An 18064-nucleotide genomic window follows, 5' to 3' on the forward strand; every position below is an offset into this window, starting at 1 on the left:
CCCGAACGTTCACGCGGCCAGTTCGCTCGCCGGTCGCAGTAATTTCCGGCCAGCCTCCAGTCCTGCCTTCACCACCGGCCACTCACGTCGCAGGATGCTGTAATAGATCGCGTCCCGGCGCCGCCCGCCCGGCATCACGTTGTAGCTGCGGAAGACGCCTTCTTCCGTCGCCCCGATATTGGCAAGACCCTTGCGCGCCTGGATGTTAAGCACATCCGTCTTGAATTCGACCCGCTCGACGTCCAGCACCTCGAACGCATGGCGCAACATCAGATACTTCGCCCAACGGTTGATGCCGTTGCCGCGGTAGTCCCGGCCAAGCCATGACCAGCCAATCTCAAGACGGCGGTCGGCCTCGGCAAGGTTGCCGAACGCCATGCTGCCGGCGAGCCGCCCGCTCGCTTTGTCGACGATACCATGAACGATGCGGCGGCCGGCCCGCGTATCGCCGATGGCGACAGCGAGAAAGCGATCGAGATCCTCGTCGCTGTCAATTCTGGTCACAAAATAGCGCCAGATATCCGCGTCGAATGCGATCGTGGCAAGCTCGCCGCGATCGCTGCTGACGAACGGTCGCAAATGAAGCTGATCGTTTTCCAGGACGGCGCCGGCCTTGTCGCTCCAGGACATGGGTCAGGCCTCCACATGATTGATTTTCGCCAGCAGCGCGATGATGTCGCGCGGTGTGCGCAGATCTGCGATGTCCTCTTCCGTCAGATGCATCATCGCGGTACCGGTACGGTCGCATACGGACGTCATCAGCAGGACCATGTTGAGCGAGCTCAGGCCATAGTGGCCATAGAGTTCGGCGTCGAGATCGACGGCGCTCGCTTCGATCGGCGGCGACACCAGCCTGGCGAGATCCTGGGTGACGACCTGCTGGAAACTGTTCATTGCAGCCCTCCATATCCACGCTGGATTTCGTCCTGGTAGCGTTCGAGGATCGCCTTGCGACGCGGCTTGTACTGTGACGTGAGGAGGCCGTTCTCGATGCTGAAAGGCTCGTCGATCACGACAAAGCCGCCGATCCGCTCATCGGTGCCATGCTCACGGTTCACCTCGGCAATATGCGCTGCGATGCGTTCCCGAACCGCGCCGCCATCTGTGGCGCAAACCACGGCGAGCAGATGGTCGCGGCCGAACCCGGCGAGGATGCAGTCGTCGATCACGTCGCAGGCCTTGAGGCGCTCCTCGACCTTGCGCACCATGACATTGCGGCCGTTTGCCAGCACGATGATATCGTCGGCCCGGCCGAGAATGTAGAGATAGCCGTCAGCATCGATCCGCCCGATGTCGCCGGTATGGACCGTACCGTCCGGCCCGAAGATCCGTTCGGATTCACCCGCGGCGCAATAGAGGTAGCGGGTGTTTACCGGATAGTCGCTGCGGACGTTGACCACGTTGCGGTCGTCGAGGAAGACGGTCTTGCCATCGAGCGGCCGCCCGACGCTGCCGCGGCGATGCGCGCCCGGCGCATTCTTGGTGACGATGCAGGTCTCGTTCATGCCATAGCCCTCGAAGATCGGCATTCCGCAGCCATCGAGGAATGCGAGGACGTCCGGACTGGCGGGTGCCGACCCGGTCCACAGGTAGCGGATCCGGCTCCCCAGCACCTCGCAGGCCCGCGCCCGCAATGCTTCCCGCCCCGCGTTCTCGCTCCCGACATCGGCCTGGGCGAGCGCAGTGATTTGCCGGCGCAGGGTTTCGTAGAACGCCGGCACCCCCATCACCACGGTCGGCTGCTCCCGCCGGAGCGCATGGAAGGCCAGTTCATAGGTCGCGACGACGACGTCATGCCCGTGAACAAGCGCCGAATAGATCCAGTAGCGCTGCTGTAGCAGCGACAACGGCAGAAAGACAAACAGGCAGTCTGGCGGGGCATGGCCGAACAGCCGTTGCACAGCGGTGATGGAGCTGTCGATGCTGCCGACAGTGGCGGCCAGCCCTTTCGGCTGGCCCGTGCTTCCTGAGGTGAACTTGATCGTGGTGACATCGGCTGGCGCATAGACCACGGGATCCGATTGCGGCGGATCCGCCATGGCGGAGAGCGCCGGCAACAGCTCGGCAATGGAGCGGATGCGGTCGTCGCCCGCGCCGCGGTGCGCGAACAGCAGACGCAGGCCGTACCGATCCAGCAGATCGGAACTCACCGCAAATTTGCCGACTTCAAAGCCCGCCGTCACCACCTTGAGCTTGATCGCGGCGAGATCGAGCAGAACCCACTCCAGACAGTTCGGAGCGGCGATACCAATCCGGTCGCCGGCCCGAATACCGAGCCCGGTGAGATACGCCGCCGTCTTTCGCGCCAGTGCGTCGAGCTCACCAAGCTCAAACCGGTCGCGCCGGCCGGGCTGATAGATCGTGATGGTGCCCCCGGCCACCGGGTGGCCATTCGCCAGGCGATCGACAATCGGCGCCATCGTATTGTCTCCTTCGGCACAAAGCACCGTTCGCTCAGGATGCTGCACGCATGTCACGGCTCTCGATATGCCGCGCCATCGCTCTCGGCGTCTCGAACCTCGGCAGTTCCTGCAGCGGAACGGACATCTTGAACTCCTTGCGCACGCGCGCCAGCAGACGAACCGCCTGAAGCGACGTCCCTCCCAGCGCAAAGAACGGACTGTCGATGTCCACCGCATCGTCCCGCAGAATCTCCGACCAGATCGTCACCAGCTGGCGCGCCAGTGCCGTATCAACCGGCGTCGGCGGGAGCGCGGCTGCAGCAGCCGCTTCATCCGGCAAGGCGATGGTCTTCAGGCCACCGCGATCGACCTTGCCGTTGGGCGTCAACGGCAGCTCAGCCAGCCACACGAAACGCCGCGGCACCATATAGGACGGCAGGGCAGCCGAAAGTTCATCCGCCAGTTCGCTATCCGGCGTTGGCCGGCCCACTCCCTCCGCCGCGACCACGAACGCCACGAGATGGGGCGCTTCCCCCGCCACCGTGCGGAGGATCACGACCGCCCGGGCGATGCCGAGGTGGCGCTCCAATGCGGCCTCGATCTCCGCCGGCTCGATTCTGTAGCCATTCAGCTTGATCTGGAAGTCGGCGCGCCCGAGAATCTCGATGTCGCCGTCCGGCGTGTAGCGCCCGATATCGCCGGTCCGATACAGCCGCTCGGCGAGTTGGGGATGATGAACGAACCGTGCCGCCGTAAGATCGGGATCGGACCAGTATCCTTCGGCCAGTCCGACGCCGGCCGCATAAAGCTCTCCGGGCACCCAATCGGGGCATTCGCGCAGGTCGCCGTCAAGCACATAGTAGCGATTGTTCGCGGTCGGCCGGCCGTAAGGGATGCTGCTCCACGCCGGCTCGAGACGCTCGATCGGGTAGATGATGTTCCAGACCGTCGTTTCGGTCGGACCGCCAAGCGCGACGACACGCAGCGCGGGATTGGTGGCCATCAGGCGGGCGGGCAGTGCGACCGGAATACGATCTCCGCTCAGCAGCGCCAGACGCAACGTCGGCGGCAGGCCGCTGCCAGTCGGGCCTGCCTCGTCGAGCAGCGCTGCGATGGTCGACGGCACTGAATTCCAGACGGTGACGCCGGCGTCGCCGGCCAGCGTCAACCATCGTGCCGGGTCCGCCTCGGCGTCGCCGCAGGGAATGACCAGCGCGGCCCCGACTGACAGTGCGCCGAAGATGTCGAAGACCGACAGGTCGAACGCCGTCTGCGTGACCGCGAAAAAGCGGTCGCGCGGGCCGATCGCAAGCCGCCCCGTGATATCTGTCACGAGATTGACGATACCGCGATGACTGACCATCACCCCCTTGGGACGCCCCGTCGATCCCGACGTATAGAGGACATAGGCGAGATCCCGCTGGTCCCCGTCGAAAGCCATCGGACTGTTCGCCTCAGCGGCGTCGAACAGCGACGCGTCGACCACGATGCGATCCAGCTCCGTTCCGGCGATGTCGCCGGTATCCTGCTGGCTCAGGACACATCGCACGGCGCTCTCGCGCAGGAGCGCGCGAAGCCGCGCCTCGGGGAGACCCGCGCCAAGCGGGAGGTAAGCCGCCCCCGCCAGCAAAATGCCGAGAATGCCGGCCACCTCTTCCCAGCCCTTGCGCATCACCAGCGCCACGACATCATGGCGTCCCACGTCATGGCGCTTCAGCCGCGCCGCGATCGCAATCGCGGCATCGCGCAGCATGCGATAGGTGATCGTGTGCACCCCCGCGATGATCGCCACCGCCTCCGGATCTCGCTCCACCTGCGTCAGGAACGCGGCATATGCGAGACCAGGTGGGATCGGCGCGTCCGTTCGGTTCACCTCCCGCCGGCGCTCCGCTTGCCGGGGTGGCAGTAGCGTATGCTCGCGCTTCTGCCATTCCGACGGGGTTTCCGCGAGCGCATGCAGAAGGCGTCCGTAAGCGGCAACGACGTCCGAAACCAGCCCCTCCGGAAATGCCTCATCGACCGCATCGACCTCCACCACAAGCGCGCCATTGCGCTCCAGCACGAACAGGTTCAGCAACACCTGCGGGGTCTGGCTGACGGCATAGACCTCCCGCCCGAAACACGCGATGGACGAGCCATCACATGTCGCACCAATCGTACTGTTGAAGGTAAAGGTCATCGGCACGGCCTGTGCCAGACCTTGATGGCGCCCGAGCGCGCGCATGACTTCGATGCCCGAGAACTGGCGATGATCGAGCGCTTGCCGAAGTCCGTCCTGAAGCTTCAGCGCCCGCGCGGAGAAACTCGCAGCGCTGTCGTGGTCCACGGACAGCAGCAGGCAATCGGTGAAATTGCCGATGACCTGGTCAATATCCGGGTGCAACTGGAGCCGATTGGCGACCGTCATGTTGAGCGTGAAGCGATCACCGCCGCCCCAGCGGGACAGAACGTCGGCGTAAGCCGACGCCAGCATGGCTGTCGGCGTCAACCCGGCGCGAACACATCCTGTCTTCAGGCATGCCCATCGCGCCGCATCGACCTCAATGGTGTGACGCACGAAGGACGGACGGCGTAACGTCGCCGGATCGCCCCGCCTTGGCAGTTGCGGTGCGGGCGCGATCTCGCCGAGGCGGCCCAGCCAGTAGCTGCGTGCTCGTTCCGCCGCTGGACCGCTGCGGCCGGCGGCGAGCGCCTCGACATAGTGACGAAACGAGATATCGAGCGCAGCGGGAACATCCTCCGGCGACCGGTAGAACCGCCACCAGTCACGGAAGAACAGGAACGAGCTGATGCCGTCCATCACAAGGCCATCATGGCTGACATGGAGCACCATCTCGCGGTCCGACAGGATGGTGAGCCGCACGTCGATCAACGGCGCGCGGTCTGCCGGCAGACGCTGATGCGACATCGCCTCCCGGGTCGCCAGCCGTGCCGCGCGGCCCGTCGTCACATCGCCATCGGCATTGCGCAGATCCGTCACCTTCACATAAGGCGGCGTCAGCACCTCGAACTCGAGCTCGACCTGCAGGGCATCGTCGCGAAACACGGTGCGCAGTGCGCCATGGCGTCGAACAACCGCGGCGAGCGCGCGCTCGAGACCGGCCGCATCGAAGACGCCCTCGATCTCGTGGTAGACATGCGATGCAACCTCGCCGAGCGCGAAATGCTCTTGCCGGCCATAGAAATAGCTCTGCTGCATCGGCGTCGACGCAAAGGCATCATGAGCAGCATCCGGATCGGCACGCAGTCCCTCGAAATGCGCGACAATCTCGGCCTTGACGGCCCGAATTGACGCAATCAGCGAAGAATCGATCCGTGATTGTGCCCCCTCAAGACGTAGATCCGTTCCATCCAGACGCAGCGTCAGGCCACGCTCCGCCACGGTCCGGAGCACCTGCTCGATACTCATATCAGCACCCCGCTCTTGCCACCCGCTCCCGCCGCAACCGCTGCCTCGCTGGCCGAACGGGACAGCACGGTCTTCGCCAGGCGCTCGACGCTACGGGCGCCGAGGATCTCGCTGACCTGCAGATCGGTGCCGAACTCGACACCGAGTTGATACTGCATCGTAATCGCTCCCATCGAACTCAGCCCGAGCTCGCACAATGGCGTACCACCAATGGCCTCGCGCCGATCGAGCCGGAGGATACGTCTGAGAATGCTCTCGATCCTCTGCTGTACCAGCATGTAGTCGATATCCGTCCCTGCCTCCGCAGGCGAACGACCCGCAACGCTCGAACCATGATCGGCCATCTGAATTTCCTTTCGACAATGGACCCGCCCGCCTGACCCCGACCTGCCGGCGTCAAGCGGCCCGTGCCGACCGCATGAGTTCGGCGGGCCCAAAGAAGATGGCGTCAGCGAGCCCGATAGGCGTCCCGGGCGCAACCAGCGCGACGCGATCCGGCCATCGCGTGATCGCGCCCTCGCCGAGCGCCTGTGCAAGGCGTGCGCTGAACTGCGGCATCATGGGCGCGGTCGCCTGTGCAAGCAGTCGCGCCGCGGCGAGCTCCAGGGCAATCGCCGTGCGCCACAGGTCCCGCGTGGCAGGATCGTCCGCAAGCGCGCGATTCGCCCTGGCGAAACGCGTCGTATCCTCGACCAGAGACCGAAGCTCCGCTGCAACCCCGTTCAGCGAGAAGCCATCAGCGCCGTAGCCGAGAGTGATCGCCTCCAGACGAAGCTGCAGCCGCCCAAGGAACGCGCTGTGCTCGGGAGCCCAGATTCCTGCATCCGGCGCACGTCCGGCGAAATCCGTCTTCACACGGCAGCCGAGATCGGACAGCCAGCTCTGCCAGCCAGCAATCAGAATGTCTGAGACCGCCCGCTGAAATGCGGCGAGCTCGAAGTTGGTACGCTCGATCTCCCCGCGTGTCATCGAAAGGTAGAAGCGTATGGCGTCGACCGTGGCGGGAGAGAGGATGTCCTTGCCCCAGATCGCGTGCCGCCGGCTGGTGGAAAACTTTTGCCCGTCGAGCAGATAGAACTCGTTGACGTTGTATTCGATATCGTTCTGCCAGTCGGGATAGGCAAGCCGATACAGCACCGGATAGAGAATGGTGTGATAGAAGCTGTTGTCGTAGCCGAAAAAATGGACGATCTTCCAGTCGCTCCGTGGCTCGTCAGCAGTCCAGCCGCGACCAAGCCTGCGCCCCAGCTCTTCGATGCCGTGCAGAAAACCGAAAGCCATCTCCGGCCAGACCCAGATGACCTGCGCGCCCTCGGTGTCCTCGCTGGGGCGAACTCCCCATTGCGCCGGATGGGTCACCGGCAGGTCGAACGTCTGCCGTCTGAACAGGCGCCTGGCCAGATCCTGAAGACGCGCGGAGACCTTCCCACGCCGATGATGATCCGCAACAGCGTCCTGGAATTCATGAAGAGGCAAAACATAGCGTTCGATCGATCCGCGACGTGGTGGCGCGTCTGACAGTCGCGACTTCGGATCGAGCAGCTCGACACAGGTGTTCGGTTCGCCGCACTCCTCGCAGATATTGCCGCTGGTCGCGACGCCACAGCTCGGGCATTTGCCAGCGACATCGACTTCGTAGAGGTAAGCACCGCTCTCGCCGTCGAACAGAGCCGGCCCGCGCTGCCGCGTTACGCGCCCCGAACCAACGATCCGCGAGAAGAACAGCCGGAGCCCATCCTGATAGCGGCCGTCCGTCCCGGTGATGGTGAACTGGTCGAGATGAATATCCATCATATCCAGTGTCGTCTGGATCTCGGCGGCGTAGTGCGCTGCCACCTCCGCCGGGACCTTTCCCTCCTGGCGCGCCCGACCGACCACGTAGCTCTGAAAATCGTCACTCCCCGTCAGATGGTAGGCTTCGACACCGTTCAGGCGCTGAAAGCGCACAAAGACGTCAGCACCGAGATAGGGCCCGGACAGGTGTCCGAGATGCAGGTCGCCATTCGGCGTCGGCGGCGTCGAAAACACGAAGACAGGCCGTCCGGACAGGCGCTCGTGGCCACTGTTCATTGCCGCGGAAACCGCAGCCGCGGGATCACGCCGATACACATCCAGGAAGGTGAGATCGCCATCTCCGGTGTTGCGCAGCACGTGAGTCTCGAACGGATCGAAGATCGCCACCACGCCAGGCTCGACCTTGTGTACGACGTTGTCGACAATGACTTCGCCGATACCGTGCAGGATCACGAAGGCTTCGACCTCGTCATGCTGGTGCGGCGTGCTCTCTCCTCCAGCGGCCACACGGCCAAAACTCGCCATCGTGTCGCCGCCGACGAAGGTTGAGATCGACGCCATGTCGATGCCGAAGGCCGGCGAGAACGACTCGAATGCCACGTCTACGATGCGCATTGCAGAACTCCCCGACCATGTTCGAGATTCAGAAGCTGGACAACTTCCCGAGCGATCGCGGGCGCCAGGCGATAGCCGGACCCATTTGCCGCACCGGCGAAGACAATGTGGCCCAGTTCACCGACCGTGGTGACGAGCGGCTCGCGCATTGGGCTGTAGGCGTCGCAAAAGACGCGCCCCGATCGCAATGAGGACGCCAATGTCTCGTCGTAACGGGCGAGAATCGCCCGGCCATCCGCGAGGTTTCGCTCGGTCAGTCCCCCGTGGATGTCGTCGGGTTGCAGATCCCATTCCGTGCAGGTATAGCTGTAGAGCCAATGGCCGCGATCCTTCAGCGGCACGATGAAGGCGTCGTCCTGCGGAAAGAACACCGCGGCGGCGTCCGGCCGCACCGCGCGATCAAGATGCAGCGCGACGATTTTCTTGACGCGCACGCCGAGCGGCGCGGTCAGGTGTCGCCAGGCGGCCGCATTCACCCACGGTCCCGGCGCCAGCACGACCTTTTCGGCGCGCAGGGTTTCGCCGGTCGACAGCTCGAGTGCGACGCCGTCACCGCGTTCATTCACGGCGGTGACGTCGACCCCTTCCAGCAGCGTAATGTGCTGCCGCAAATCCGTCGCCAGAGAGCGAGCCAGTGCGCCGACATCCGCATGGTGGCATCCCGGCATCATCCACAACGCGGCGTCCGGCGGCCACGCCGACAGCCCGACACGCCGCGACGGTGGTACGTCGCCGGCAGCGGCCGTGGTGAACCATTCCTGCGCGGTGACGGCCGCGGCACCCGGCGCAGCCGCGACGAAGTCGACAGGAAACAGCGGCAGATGCGGATTCCGTCGGCCCAGATCGGCATAGTATTGCTCGCTGAAGCGCGTCATCGCGCGCAGCCGTTCGGTTCGCCCGAACGGAAAGTGGACACCGGCGGAACGTTGCGACGCCCCGAGTCCGACAAGGTCACGTTCCAGAAGCACAATGCGGAGGTCGGCACGCGCGGCCAACAGCTCACGCGCCAGCAAGCAGCCGACAATTCCACCTCCCACGATCGCGATCGGCCCGGTCATGCAAACCTCTCGAGCGGCTGCCGTTCACATTGCTCGATCGACTGAGCCCAACTGATGAACGAAGGCTGCTGGATTTCACCAACATGTCCGCCGCCACAGATCCGGTCGACCACGCGCTGGCTGCGCCATGCCGTCAGGCTCAGATTGGGATCCGGCAGCCCCCGCTGGCGGCGGGCGGCATTGAGCACGAAGATGTTGCGATCGGCGGGCCCGTCCCAGATCGCCGCAAAATCGTCGTCGATCAGGATTTCATCCTGTTGGCGTTCGATCCGTGGCAGGAGCGGCGCCAGAAACTCCATCGCTGCCGGTCGAAATCCCGTGGCCCATACCACCACATCGGCCCGCAAAACCTCCGTAGCCCCGCTCGCCGCATGCTCAAGCAGCAGATTCCAGCCGACACTGTCATAGGCGCACTGCACCACGCGCCGCCCTGGCAGCAACCCAACCGAAGGGGGGCCCACATCGATGAACCGCAGCGTGTAGATGCGCTGATAGATCTGGCGCAGGGTCCGATCGGAAATACCGTCACTGGCAAGAAGGTTGCGCTCGACAAAAGCTGTCTTGCTGCGTTCGGTCTGCTCGAAAAAATACGACGAATGGCTCGGCGTGAAATAGTCATTGGTGAACGGTGAATCGTCGAGCGGAAGAAAATTGTCTCGCGATGAAATCCAGGAGACCTGATGCGGCAGCCCTCCCGGGCCGCCGGTGAGCAGCGCCAGCACCGCCTCCGCTCCAGACTGACCTCCGCCGACCACGACGACGCGCTTGCCGCGGAACCGATAGGCGTTCGGCAGGAAATCGGCGACATGGAAACTGGTCGAATCCGGATGAAGGCGAACGAACGGCGGGACTCTCGGGCAAATCCCGACACCGACGCAGATGTTGTCGGCGATCACACGCTGGCGCGAGGTCTCAACGATAAAGGTGCCGTCGAACGTGATGCTTTTCACATCCTCCGCGAAACGAATATTGCCATTCCGCTCGCAGGCCCATCTCATATAGTTTGAGAACTCGCGGCGTGGAACGCTTTCGAAGCGCGCATTGAGGAAATGATAGATCCGCCCCTGGGAGTGCAGATAGGAAATGAACGAAAAGCTGTTGGTCGGATCGGCCAGCGTCACCAGATCCTTGAAGATGGCGACCTGAAGATTGGCTTCGGGGAACTGCATGCCATCGTGCCAGGAGAATTTTGGCTTCCTGTCGAAAAAAACGTTGCTGATGCCTTCCCGATCGTGAAGCAGCGATGCCACACTGAGGTTGGACGGTCCGACGCCTATACCCACGCATCGATAGCGCATGATGTCTCTCACCGTTCAACCGGCTCGCAAGGCATTGACCGATCGCAGCGCGGTCAAATGTAATTGTGACGCCGTGGGTTCACGCAATTGAGAAAGAAATCGCCGACGGCGTTGTATTTCCAACGGACGGGATCATGCAGTGTGTGGGTCCGCGCGTTTCGCCAGTACCGATCGAGGTTATCGCTCGCCAGCGTGGCACCAGCACCCGACAGTTCGAACAGCTTGTTGGTGGCGAGAATCGCAAGCTCGGTCGTCAGAACCTTGGCGATCGCGACATCGATCGACGCCGCAGCGACTGCGTCCTCGGTCGTGGGCAATGCTGCGGCGTGGTCGAGCTTCAATCCGACCTTCTCGACCACCGCGTCCGCCGCGAACAGGCGGATCCGCAGATCTCCGATCGCGCTGATAATGTAGGGATCCTCACAGGCTCGATCGACGCCGCTGTCAGCCCAGGGACGCGCCCTGGTATTGACGAACGACATGGTTTCGTCGATCGCCGCGCCGGCAATCCCGAGGTCGATGCAGGCATGCAGATACTGTGACACGGGCCCCGCCAGGGTCGGCTTGACGTAGGCATCCTCCAGAGACAACACCAGCGTCGGATCGACCACGACACCATCGAAAATCGTTGTTCCGCTCGCGGTCGTGCGCTGCCCAAAGCCGGACCAGTCGTCGATCACGGTCACTCCCTCGGCATGGCGCGGGACAAAGCAGGTGACGTAGCGCCCGCTGTCATCGATCGCGCTGGCGGCGATCCAGTCGGCGTAGAGCGATCCGGTGGTATAGAATTTCTTGCCGGTCAGCTTCGGGCCTGTGCCATTGCCAGCGAGGCGGGTCTTGATCTCGAGCACATTCTTCGTTCCGCGCTCGGAGGCCGCATGTCCGATCAGCCTGCCGTTCAGGACTTCGTCAAACATGAAGCGCTTCTGGTCGGCGGAGCCGTTCAGTGACAGGATATCGAGAGCCAGGAAATGGTTCTTCGGAATCTGGGCGATGTTGGAATCGGCCGCGGCGAGAATCTGCATCACTCGTCCAAGCGTCGTCGTCGAAACCCCCGCGCCCCCCGCAGCCTTCGGGACGGTGATGCCGAGCAGTCCACTTGCGGCCAATTCGCGGAGCTCCTCATATGGCAGTCGCCGGTCGCGGTCCCGATCGGCAGCCCCTGGAGCCACCACTGCCGCAACCTGCTCGGCAGCGGCAATGGCGGAGGCGTCGTTGGCAATGACCTTTGCCCGAGGCTCCAAGTCAATCACTCGAGGGGGCACCGCCGGTGTTCCGTGCCCATCCTCGCCGATCACGACCGTCGTCGTGGAGGCCTCGCGCGTTTGCGCCGTTGTCATGTGTTTCTCCAGCGATCCGGGAGCGAGCGGGAGCCGATTGGCTCTCGCGAGCGAGATCTCCAACGTCTCACGAACGAAGCGGGCGGACACCGAGCCTGGCCTGGGGCCGGCGCGCGCGTACGGCCAGCGCTTGTGCTGTCAAGTGAATGCTGCCATCGGCGGCCGTTGGCAGCGCGCGGCGCACGCCTTCCTTGAGTTCTTCGCGCAGCTCTGACGACAGCCTGCAGACATAGCTGGAAACGGTTCCCTGGCCACCGAGAAACGGTTTCCAGTAAGCGTCGAAATTTGCGAAACGTGTAGGAATCTGGATCTTGCACGTTTCGAGTTGCGTGAGGTCACAGGCGGCGAACAGATTCGCCATGTCGTCGATCGTCCGGATCGACGAACGATGACCTTCATCGTGCTTGATGGCCTCGGGGTCGAGCTTGAACGCAACCGCCCAGATCGCTCGCAGAAACTGCATGCCTTCGGCATAGTCCCAGATATAGGCGGCTACGCGCCCCCCGGATCTCGTCACGCGGCACATCTCGCGCGCGGCGCGCGGCGGATCCGCGAGGAAGTTCAGCATCGATGCCGACACCGTCGCGTCGAACGATGTATCGGGGAACTGTAAATCCTGCGCGTCACCGGTAAGGAAGGTCACTCCCGCTCCGGGAATCATCTTGCGGGCGAGCGCAAGATAGCCGTCCGAGCGATCGACCGCGGTCACCGACTCCGGTGCGGTATCGACAATGGCCTCGCTCAGTGCGCCGGTCCCGCATCCGACGTCGAGCCACTTCAGCCGCGAAGGTGGCGCGAGCCAGGACACGAATTCGCGAGACGCCACACGTCCCCAGCGCCCGATGTAGAGTTCGTAGGCTTGTGCGTCCTCCCAGACGCCCTTGGAAGCGCCGGGCGGCGTCGACTTGGCGTGCTGAATGTCCATTGTGGCCTCCGCGCATACTCTCTTCAAATTTTAAGAGAAGATGACAATATGGATCGCGACGAGAAGGCAGAGCGCCTGCGGTGCAGGAGCGGGCGCAATTAAGATCATCGACCTTCGACAGCCAACCCCCCAACATTTGCCATCGGCTGCGATCTAAGTTGGAATGCGACATCACACTGCTGACGCGGTATCGCCTCCCCGAAACGTTGACACATATTCGTCTTCGCGATCAGCACACCTCCGCATACGCCCGCACCGGTATTGCGCGATGATCACGGGGCGAACTGAAAGGACAACAGTCGTGACGGAGGGGCGCCACGCTTCGCCCCCACATCGGCCACCTTCGTCTGGCACACCAAGCCGACAACCCGATCTGCATCTTGACCGTGCATTGGCTCTGAGCAACCATCCAGAGGCGAATACGGCTCGGCGCCCCGGCAGGGCGCCGAGAGCATTCCCGACATGAAAACGAATGGATTGATCGTGATCTAGCAACTCCAAAAACATTTTGCGATGGCGAGGAGACCACAGTGATGTTGGACTATGGTCGCGAGGCATTTGACTTCATCGATCGCATTACACTGGTGCCCGATCCGGAACGGATCGTCGACGAATTGCGGATAGCCATTTCCTCCTTCGGCTACACGACGGTCATCGTCACCGGGCTTCCGAATCTCACAGAACGTTTCGAGCAGAAGATTCTTCACAAGCACTGGCCCGACGAATGGTTCGCGATCTACGCGCGCGAACGCTACATCCTCGACGATCCCGTCGCATGGCTCTGCCGCTCGACGATCGAACCATTCGAGTGGGCCGACGCGCGCTACGACTCCGAGCGACACCCACGCTCGCGTCACATCATGAACGCAGCGAAGTCGTTCGGCATGAGTGCCGGGTTCTGTGTCCCGATCCACGGCCTGTTCGGGCTGGAGTGGTGTGTATCCATGGGCGGCGACAAGGTCGACACGGCGCAGTTCGCCAAGGCCAGCGTGCACCTGATGTCCGTCTATGCGTTCAACAAGCTGCGCCATACCCGCAGCGAAATCGTGGCGCAACGACGACGGCTCACGGCGCGCGAACGCGAGGTCATGGCCTGGACCGCGGCCGGCAAATCCGCATGGGAAACGAGCTGCATACTCGGCATCGGCGTCGACACCGTGAACAAGCATGTGGGCTCCGCGTCCCGCAAGCTGCGGGCGATCAACAAGACCCAGGCCGTCGCCGAGGCGATCAGGCTTCACGAAATCCCGTGGTGACTATTTTTACGTCAAGTCCAACCCTTTGCCATTGAGGAGAAAACTGCCGCATCCATTGTTCCTTCCAGCATTCGCCAAGCGATGAGAGGGAGCAACATGATCCATGTGGTGACCGCCTTGAACCGGCGACCATATGCCAGGGCCATCGAAGACCATCACGTCATTCGCCACCGGATCTTCGTCGAGGAGCGGGGATGGCGAGCGCTCGCTCGTCCGGACGGCCGCGAGATCGACGCGTTCGACACGGCGGACACGATCTATATGCTCGCCATGGACGGCGAACGGGTCATCGGAGGACACCGTCTGTTTCCGACGCTGCAGCCGCACATGATCAGCGAGGTGTTTCCGCACCTGGTCACGCGCGGTCCGGTTCCGCGCGATGTGGCGATCTACGAATGGTCGCGCTTCTTCGTGGTGAAAGAGTACCGGTCGAGCAAGGTCTATTTCGAGCTGCTGGCCGCCGTCCAGGAGTTCTGCCTCAATGTCGGTATCGCCTCGATCACGGCGGTCATCGAGATGTGGTGGCTGCCGCGCTTTCACGAGGCTGGATTTGTCGTGCACCCTCTCGGCCTGCCGCAGCCCGTGGAAAACGTCCCGACGCTCGCGATCCAGATCGATATTCGGCGCGACTCGCTCGACCGCGCCCGCGCCCTCGCCAATTTCGCACCTGTGACGACCTCGTCGGGGGCGCGCGACCTGCCGCTGATGACGGCCGCCGGCACGCGGAACGCGCAGGTCCCCAGGACCCCCAGGCCTCACGCCGACGCCCGGCTCGAGACCGGCGGCTCTGCACCAAACTGAGGATCATCAATTTCTGCTCTGGGAGGATTTCGTGAACCCGGCAACGATATCCGCCACCGCCACGGCACGACATCTCCGGCTGAGCGATCCGGACACGATCGTGACGGACTTCCGCAAGGCCATGCGGCGCCTGACGTCCACCGTGTCGATCATCGCCACGGTGGAAGACGAACATTACATCGGCATGATCGCGACGACGGTCAATTCACTGTGCGCCGATCCGCCTGCTATTGTCGCCTGCATCAATCGGTCGGCAAGCCTCTTTGCCCCCCTGATGCGCTGCCAGCGCTTCTCGGCCAACCTGCTCCAGGCGCGCCAGGGATCGCTGATCCCGGTATTCAGCGGAGCGGAGAAAGGTTCCGCTCGCTTCCAGTACGGCAGTTGGGATGTCATCGACGGTCTTCCCTGCCTGATGGACGGCCAGGCGACCCTGCTCTGCCGCCTCGACGGCAGCATGGCCTATGGCAGCCATGTCGTGATCGTCGGCCGGATCGAGGCCGCTCGGGTCGCCGATCCCATCTCTCCCCTGCTCTGGCAGGACGGCCATCCGGCTGCATCCTATGCCTTGACCTGACCCGAGCGGACGGAGGCCCGGAGCCGCCCGCCGATGCTCAGGGCTTGCGACGCACCGCCGGCTGCGACAGGTAGGCCAGCAGCTTCATCTCGCGGCGCCCCCGCGTCACGGTATCGAGAACCAGGCCGGAGCTGATCGCCAGCACGGCGACAATCATCAGGCCGGTCGACAGCACCGCGGTCGGCAGTCGCGGAACGAGCCCTTCTTCGAGATAGGTTACCGCCAAGGGAGCGGCGAGCACGACGGAGGCGAGCGCGAGGAGGACGCCGATGCCGGCGAAGAAGCTCAGCGGCTTCTCCGAGCGGTACAGCTTGATGATGGTATTGAGGATGCGGAAGCCGTCCCGCCAGGTGTTGAGTTTGGATTCCGATCCCGCCGGCCGCGCATAATATGGCGTCGCGACCTCGGCGACCGGCAGCGCAAGCTCCAGCGCGTGAACCGTCAGCTCGGTCTCGATCTCGAATCCGTCAGACAGCACGGGGAAGGACTTGACGAAACGGCGAGAGAACACGCGGTAGCCTGACAGGATGTCCTTGAACTGCTGGCCGAACACCATGGCGAGGAACCCGGTGAGCGCGCGGTTGCCGAGACGGTGGCCGGGACGATAAGCGGCCTGGACCTGATCGACACGCAGTCCGACGACCATGTCGAGGCACTGCTCGACCAGCAGTTCGATCATCTGCGGCGCGCTGGGCGCATCGTAGGTCGCATCGCCGTCGACGAGCACATAGATGTCGGCGTCGATATCGGCGAACATCCGGCGCACCACATGGCCCTTGCCCTGCCGCCGCTCACGGCCGACCAGAGCGCCCGCGCCCCGCGCCACCTCGACGGTGCGATCGCTGGAATTGTTGTCGTAGACGTGGATGTCCGCATCAGGCAGTGCGGCGCGAAAATCCGCCACAACCTTGCCGACCGCCTGCTCCTCGTTGAAGCACGGAACCAGGACGGCCACCCGCGCAACCTGGACAGCCATCATCACACTCCCTGAACCGCAAGCGGCTCACGTTCGGCATCGACCGATGCCGCCAGGACGATCCAGAGCGACAGCATCACGCCAGGCATCAGATAATAGGGCGTGTAAAGTTGATGGGTGAAAAAGAATGCCGCGTTAATGAGACTGTTGACGATCGCAACCTGTGCCGCAATGCGCGTGCGGCGTGCCGGCGCGCGCACATGCAGCACAATGGCTGCAGCCAGCCCGACGACGAGCAGGATCCCTTGCGTGTTGGTGAGATAATAGAGTGCCGAACTGAACGTCCAGTCGGGGGGCGACGCATCGACCGAACTGTAGGTCGTCGACAGCGGACTGCCGACATTGATCCAGTTGGCCGCCAGCGTCGGCACGACACCTGCCAGAATGCCGAGACCGACGAGCACTGTTTCGCTCTTGAAACGGCCGAACCGTGCGTGCAGCAGCTCGAGCAGGCAGCCGAAACCAAACCCGCCGGCCAGCAGGATATTGGCAATGCGCAGGTTCGCGCTCAGTCCGACAAGGAGACCGATGAGAGCCGCCGCCGCCAGCCGCGTAGCGCCTGCGGAGGCGAACAGGCGTGGCGTCAGCAGCCCGAGCAGGGCGCAAATGGCGAGGGACGGCGCCGCTGAGTAGCTGGCCTTGGCGGGGTTCACCATCATGTAGACCGACAGCACGCCGAACAGACCGCAGGCACTCAACACAAGGGTGGATCGGGCCCGGAAGATCAGCGCACAGGCCGCCAGCAGCACAACCAGCGTTGCAGAGATATAGAGGCCCGCGACCTGCCGCCCTTCGGGAAAGACCGCCAGCAATGCCCCGGTACCCGGCGGGTACTGAAGGACCCAGGTGTCCCTTTTCGGAATGAAGGTATGGGTGATCGGCCGGTTCGGATCGTTCCAGACGAGGGCGCTGACCTCAGCCGCAGCATCCCTGAAAAAGTGATCGTCGTCCCGACGGATGTCGGTGTCGAAACCGCCGAGGCCAAAACGCTGAAACAGATGGGCTTGGCGCAGGTAGCCGATGTCGTCGAAGACGCCGCGGCGCTCGCTCCAGTGCGCCGCTGACCAGAACACGCTGGCCGCCACTGCGGCACAGAGAATGGCCAGCAAGAGCCGCCGAAAACCGAGGCTAAACGTCCATTTCGCGCGATCAGGCAGCGTCTTAGCGCTTTCCACCATCTCCACCTGCCCCCAAGGCGTCATGAACTGTCGCAGAAGCCCCGCGACGACAGGGCAACGACATCCAGCCGCCGCTCCGCAACCGAAATGGTTCTAATCAGAAACACTTCAAATGCAATGGCTTATCTGGGCGTATCCTGTAACCGGCAGCACCTCAAAGACGCTTCCATGGCAACGCCCGGCCCCCAAATCAGTCCGGCAAGGTCCGCCGACGCCGCCTCGTCCCGCCGAGCGGCCGGCGCCACGAAGGTCAGTTCGTCGTCGCGACCTCATTCTCAACGGGTCATTCTCGATATCCTGCTCGCGTGACGAACGCCCGATGCGCTCGCGGTCATCCGCGCCCCTCCGACCAACGCCGCCCGATATCGGGGCAATCCCGACTGCAAGTACAACGGGACGAAGAATTGCTATGCACAGTACAGCTTCGTATTGTAGATC

15 protein-coding genes are annotated in these 18064 nt (G+C 63.4%); 3 read left to right on the top strand and 12 right to left on the bottom strand.

Annotated elements, in window-relative coordinates; translation table 11 throughout:
• Positions 1–9 precede the first annotated feature (9 nt).
• The 10 genes from JQ639_RS08200 to JQ639_RS08245 all read right to left on the bottom strand — a co-directional run bounded on the left by JQ639_RS08200 (position 10) and on the right by JQ639_RS08245 (position 12841).
• A complete protein-coding gene (locus JQ639_RS08200) occupies positions 10–630 on the bottom strand; it encodes a GNAT family N-acetyltransferase (protein WP_211965633.1) in 621 nt (206 codons plus the stop codon).
• A 3-nt stretch (positions 631–633) separates the two neighbouring features.
• Positions 634–894: a phosphopantetheine-binding protein gene (locus tag JQ639_RS08205; protein WP_211965634.1), complete on the bottom strand. Its 261-nt coding sequence runs from the start codon at positions 892–894 to the stop codon at positions 634–636.
• Entirely contained in the window at positions 891–2420 is a 1530-nt protein-coding gene (locus JQ639_RS08210; protein ID WP_211965635.1) for an AMP-binding protein, read from the bottom strand. The genes JQ639_RS08205 and JQ639_RS08210 overlap by 4 nt, the downstream gene beginning before the upstream one ends.
• A 34-nt stretch (positions 2421–2454) precedes the next feature.
• Positions 2455–5811: a non-ribosomal peptide synthetase gene (locus tag JQ639_RS08215; protein ID WP_211965636.1), complete on the bottom strand. Its 3357-nt coding sequence runs from the start codon at positions 5809–5811 to the stop codon at positions 2455–2457.
• A complete protein-coding gene (locus JQ639_RS08220; RefSeq protein WP_211965637.1) occupies positions 5808–6155 on the bottom strand; it encodes a phosphopantetheine-binding protein in 348 nt (115 codons plus the stop codon). The genes JQ639_RS08215 and JQ639_RS08220 overlap by 4 nt, the downstream gene beginning before the upstream one ends.
• 52 nt (positions 6156–6207) lie before the next feature.
• Positions 6208–8220 carry a class I tRNA ligase family protein gene (locus tag JQ639_RS08225; RefSeq protein WP_211965638.1) on the bottom strand — a complete coding sequence of 671 codons (2013 nt, stop codon included), beginning with the start codon at positions 8218–8220 and terminating at the stop codon, positions 6208–6210.
• Positions 8208–9278 carry an NAD(P)/FAD-dependent oxidoreductase gene (locus JQ639_RS08230; protein WP_211965639.1) on the bottom strand — a complete coding sequence of 357 codons (1071 nt, stop codon included), beginning with the start codon at positions 9276–9278 and terminating at the stop codon, positions 8208–8210. Before JQ639_RS08230 ends, JQ639_RS08225 begins: the two co-directional genes overlap by 13 nt.
• The gene (locus tag JQ639_RS08235; protein ID WP_211965640.1) at positions 9275–10576 is read right to left on the bottom strand and encodes a lysine N(6)-hydroxylase/L-ornithine N(5)-oxygenase family protein; all 1302 of its coding nucleotides are present in this window, start codon (positions 10574–10576) and stop codon (positions 9275–9277) included. Before JQ639_RS08235 ends, JQ639_RS08230 begins: the two co-directional genes overlap by 4 nt.
• Positions 10577–10629: 53 nt before the next feature.
• Positions 10630–11916, bottom strand: a complete 1287-nt coding sequence (locus tag JQ639_RS08240; RefSeq protein ID WP_211965641.1) for an SfnB family sulfur acquisition oxidoreductase — start codon at positions 11914–11916, stop codon at positions 10630–10632.
• A 67-nt stretch (positions 11917–11983) separates the two neighbouring features.
• On the bottom strand, positions 11984–12841 hold the full coding sequence (locus tag JQ639_RS08245) for a class I SAM-dependent methyltransferase (protein WP_211965642.1): 858 nt from the start codon (positions 12839–12841) through the stop codon (positions 11984–11986).
• 533 nt (positions 12842–13374) lie between these two features.
• Here JQ639_RS08245 and JQ639_RS08250 point away from each other — a divergent pair.
• The 3 genes from JQ639_RS08250 (at position 13375) to JQ639_RS08260 (ending at position 15472) form a co-directional block, all read left to right on the top strand.
• A complete protein-coding gene (locus JQ639_RS08250) occupies positions 13375–14097 on the top strand; it encodes a helix-turn-helix transcriptional regulator (protein WP_211974958.1) in 723 nt (240 codons plus the stop codon).
• Between the two features lie 96 nt (positions 14098–14193).
• Positions 14194–14898 carry an acyl-homoserine-lactone synthase gene (locus JQ639_RS08255; protein ID WP_211965644.1) on the top strand — a complete coding sequence of 235 codons (705 nt, stop codon included), beginning with the start codon at positions 14194–14196 and terminating at the stop codon, positions 14896–14898.
• A 121-nt stretch (positions 14899–15019) separates the two neighbouring features.
• On the top strand, positions 15020–15472 hold the full coding sequence (locus JQ639_RS08260; protein ID WP_249123088.1) for a flavin reductase family protein: 453 nt from the start codon (positions 15020–15022) through the stop codon (positions 15470–15472).
• 37 nt (positions 15473–15509) lie between these two features.
• On the opposite strand, the gene JQ639_RS08265 is transcribed toward JQ639_RS08260, so the two are convergent.
• Positions 15510–16448 carry a glycosyltransferase family 2 protein gene (locus tag JQ639_RS08265; protein WP_211965646.1) on the bottom strand — a complete coding sequence of 313 codons (939 nt, stop codon included), beginning with the start codon at positions 16446–16448 and terminating at the stop codon, positions 15510–15512.
• 2 nt (positions 16449–16450) lie between these two features.
• Positions 16451–17626: a hypothetical protein gene (locus JQ639_RS08270; RefSeq protein WP_211965647.1), complete on the bottom strand. Its 1176-nt coding sequence runs from the start codon at positions 17624–17626 to the stop codon at positions 16451–16453.
• Positions 17627–18064 lie beyond the last annotated feature (438 nt).

This window comes from Bradyrhizobium sp. U87765 SZCCT0048, assembly GCF_018131225.1.
Taxonomy (GTDB): domain Bacteria; phylum Pseudomonadota; class Alphaproteobacteria; order Rhizobiales; family Xanthobacteraceae; genus Bradyrhizobium_A.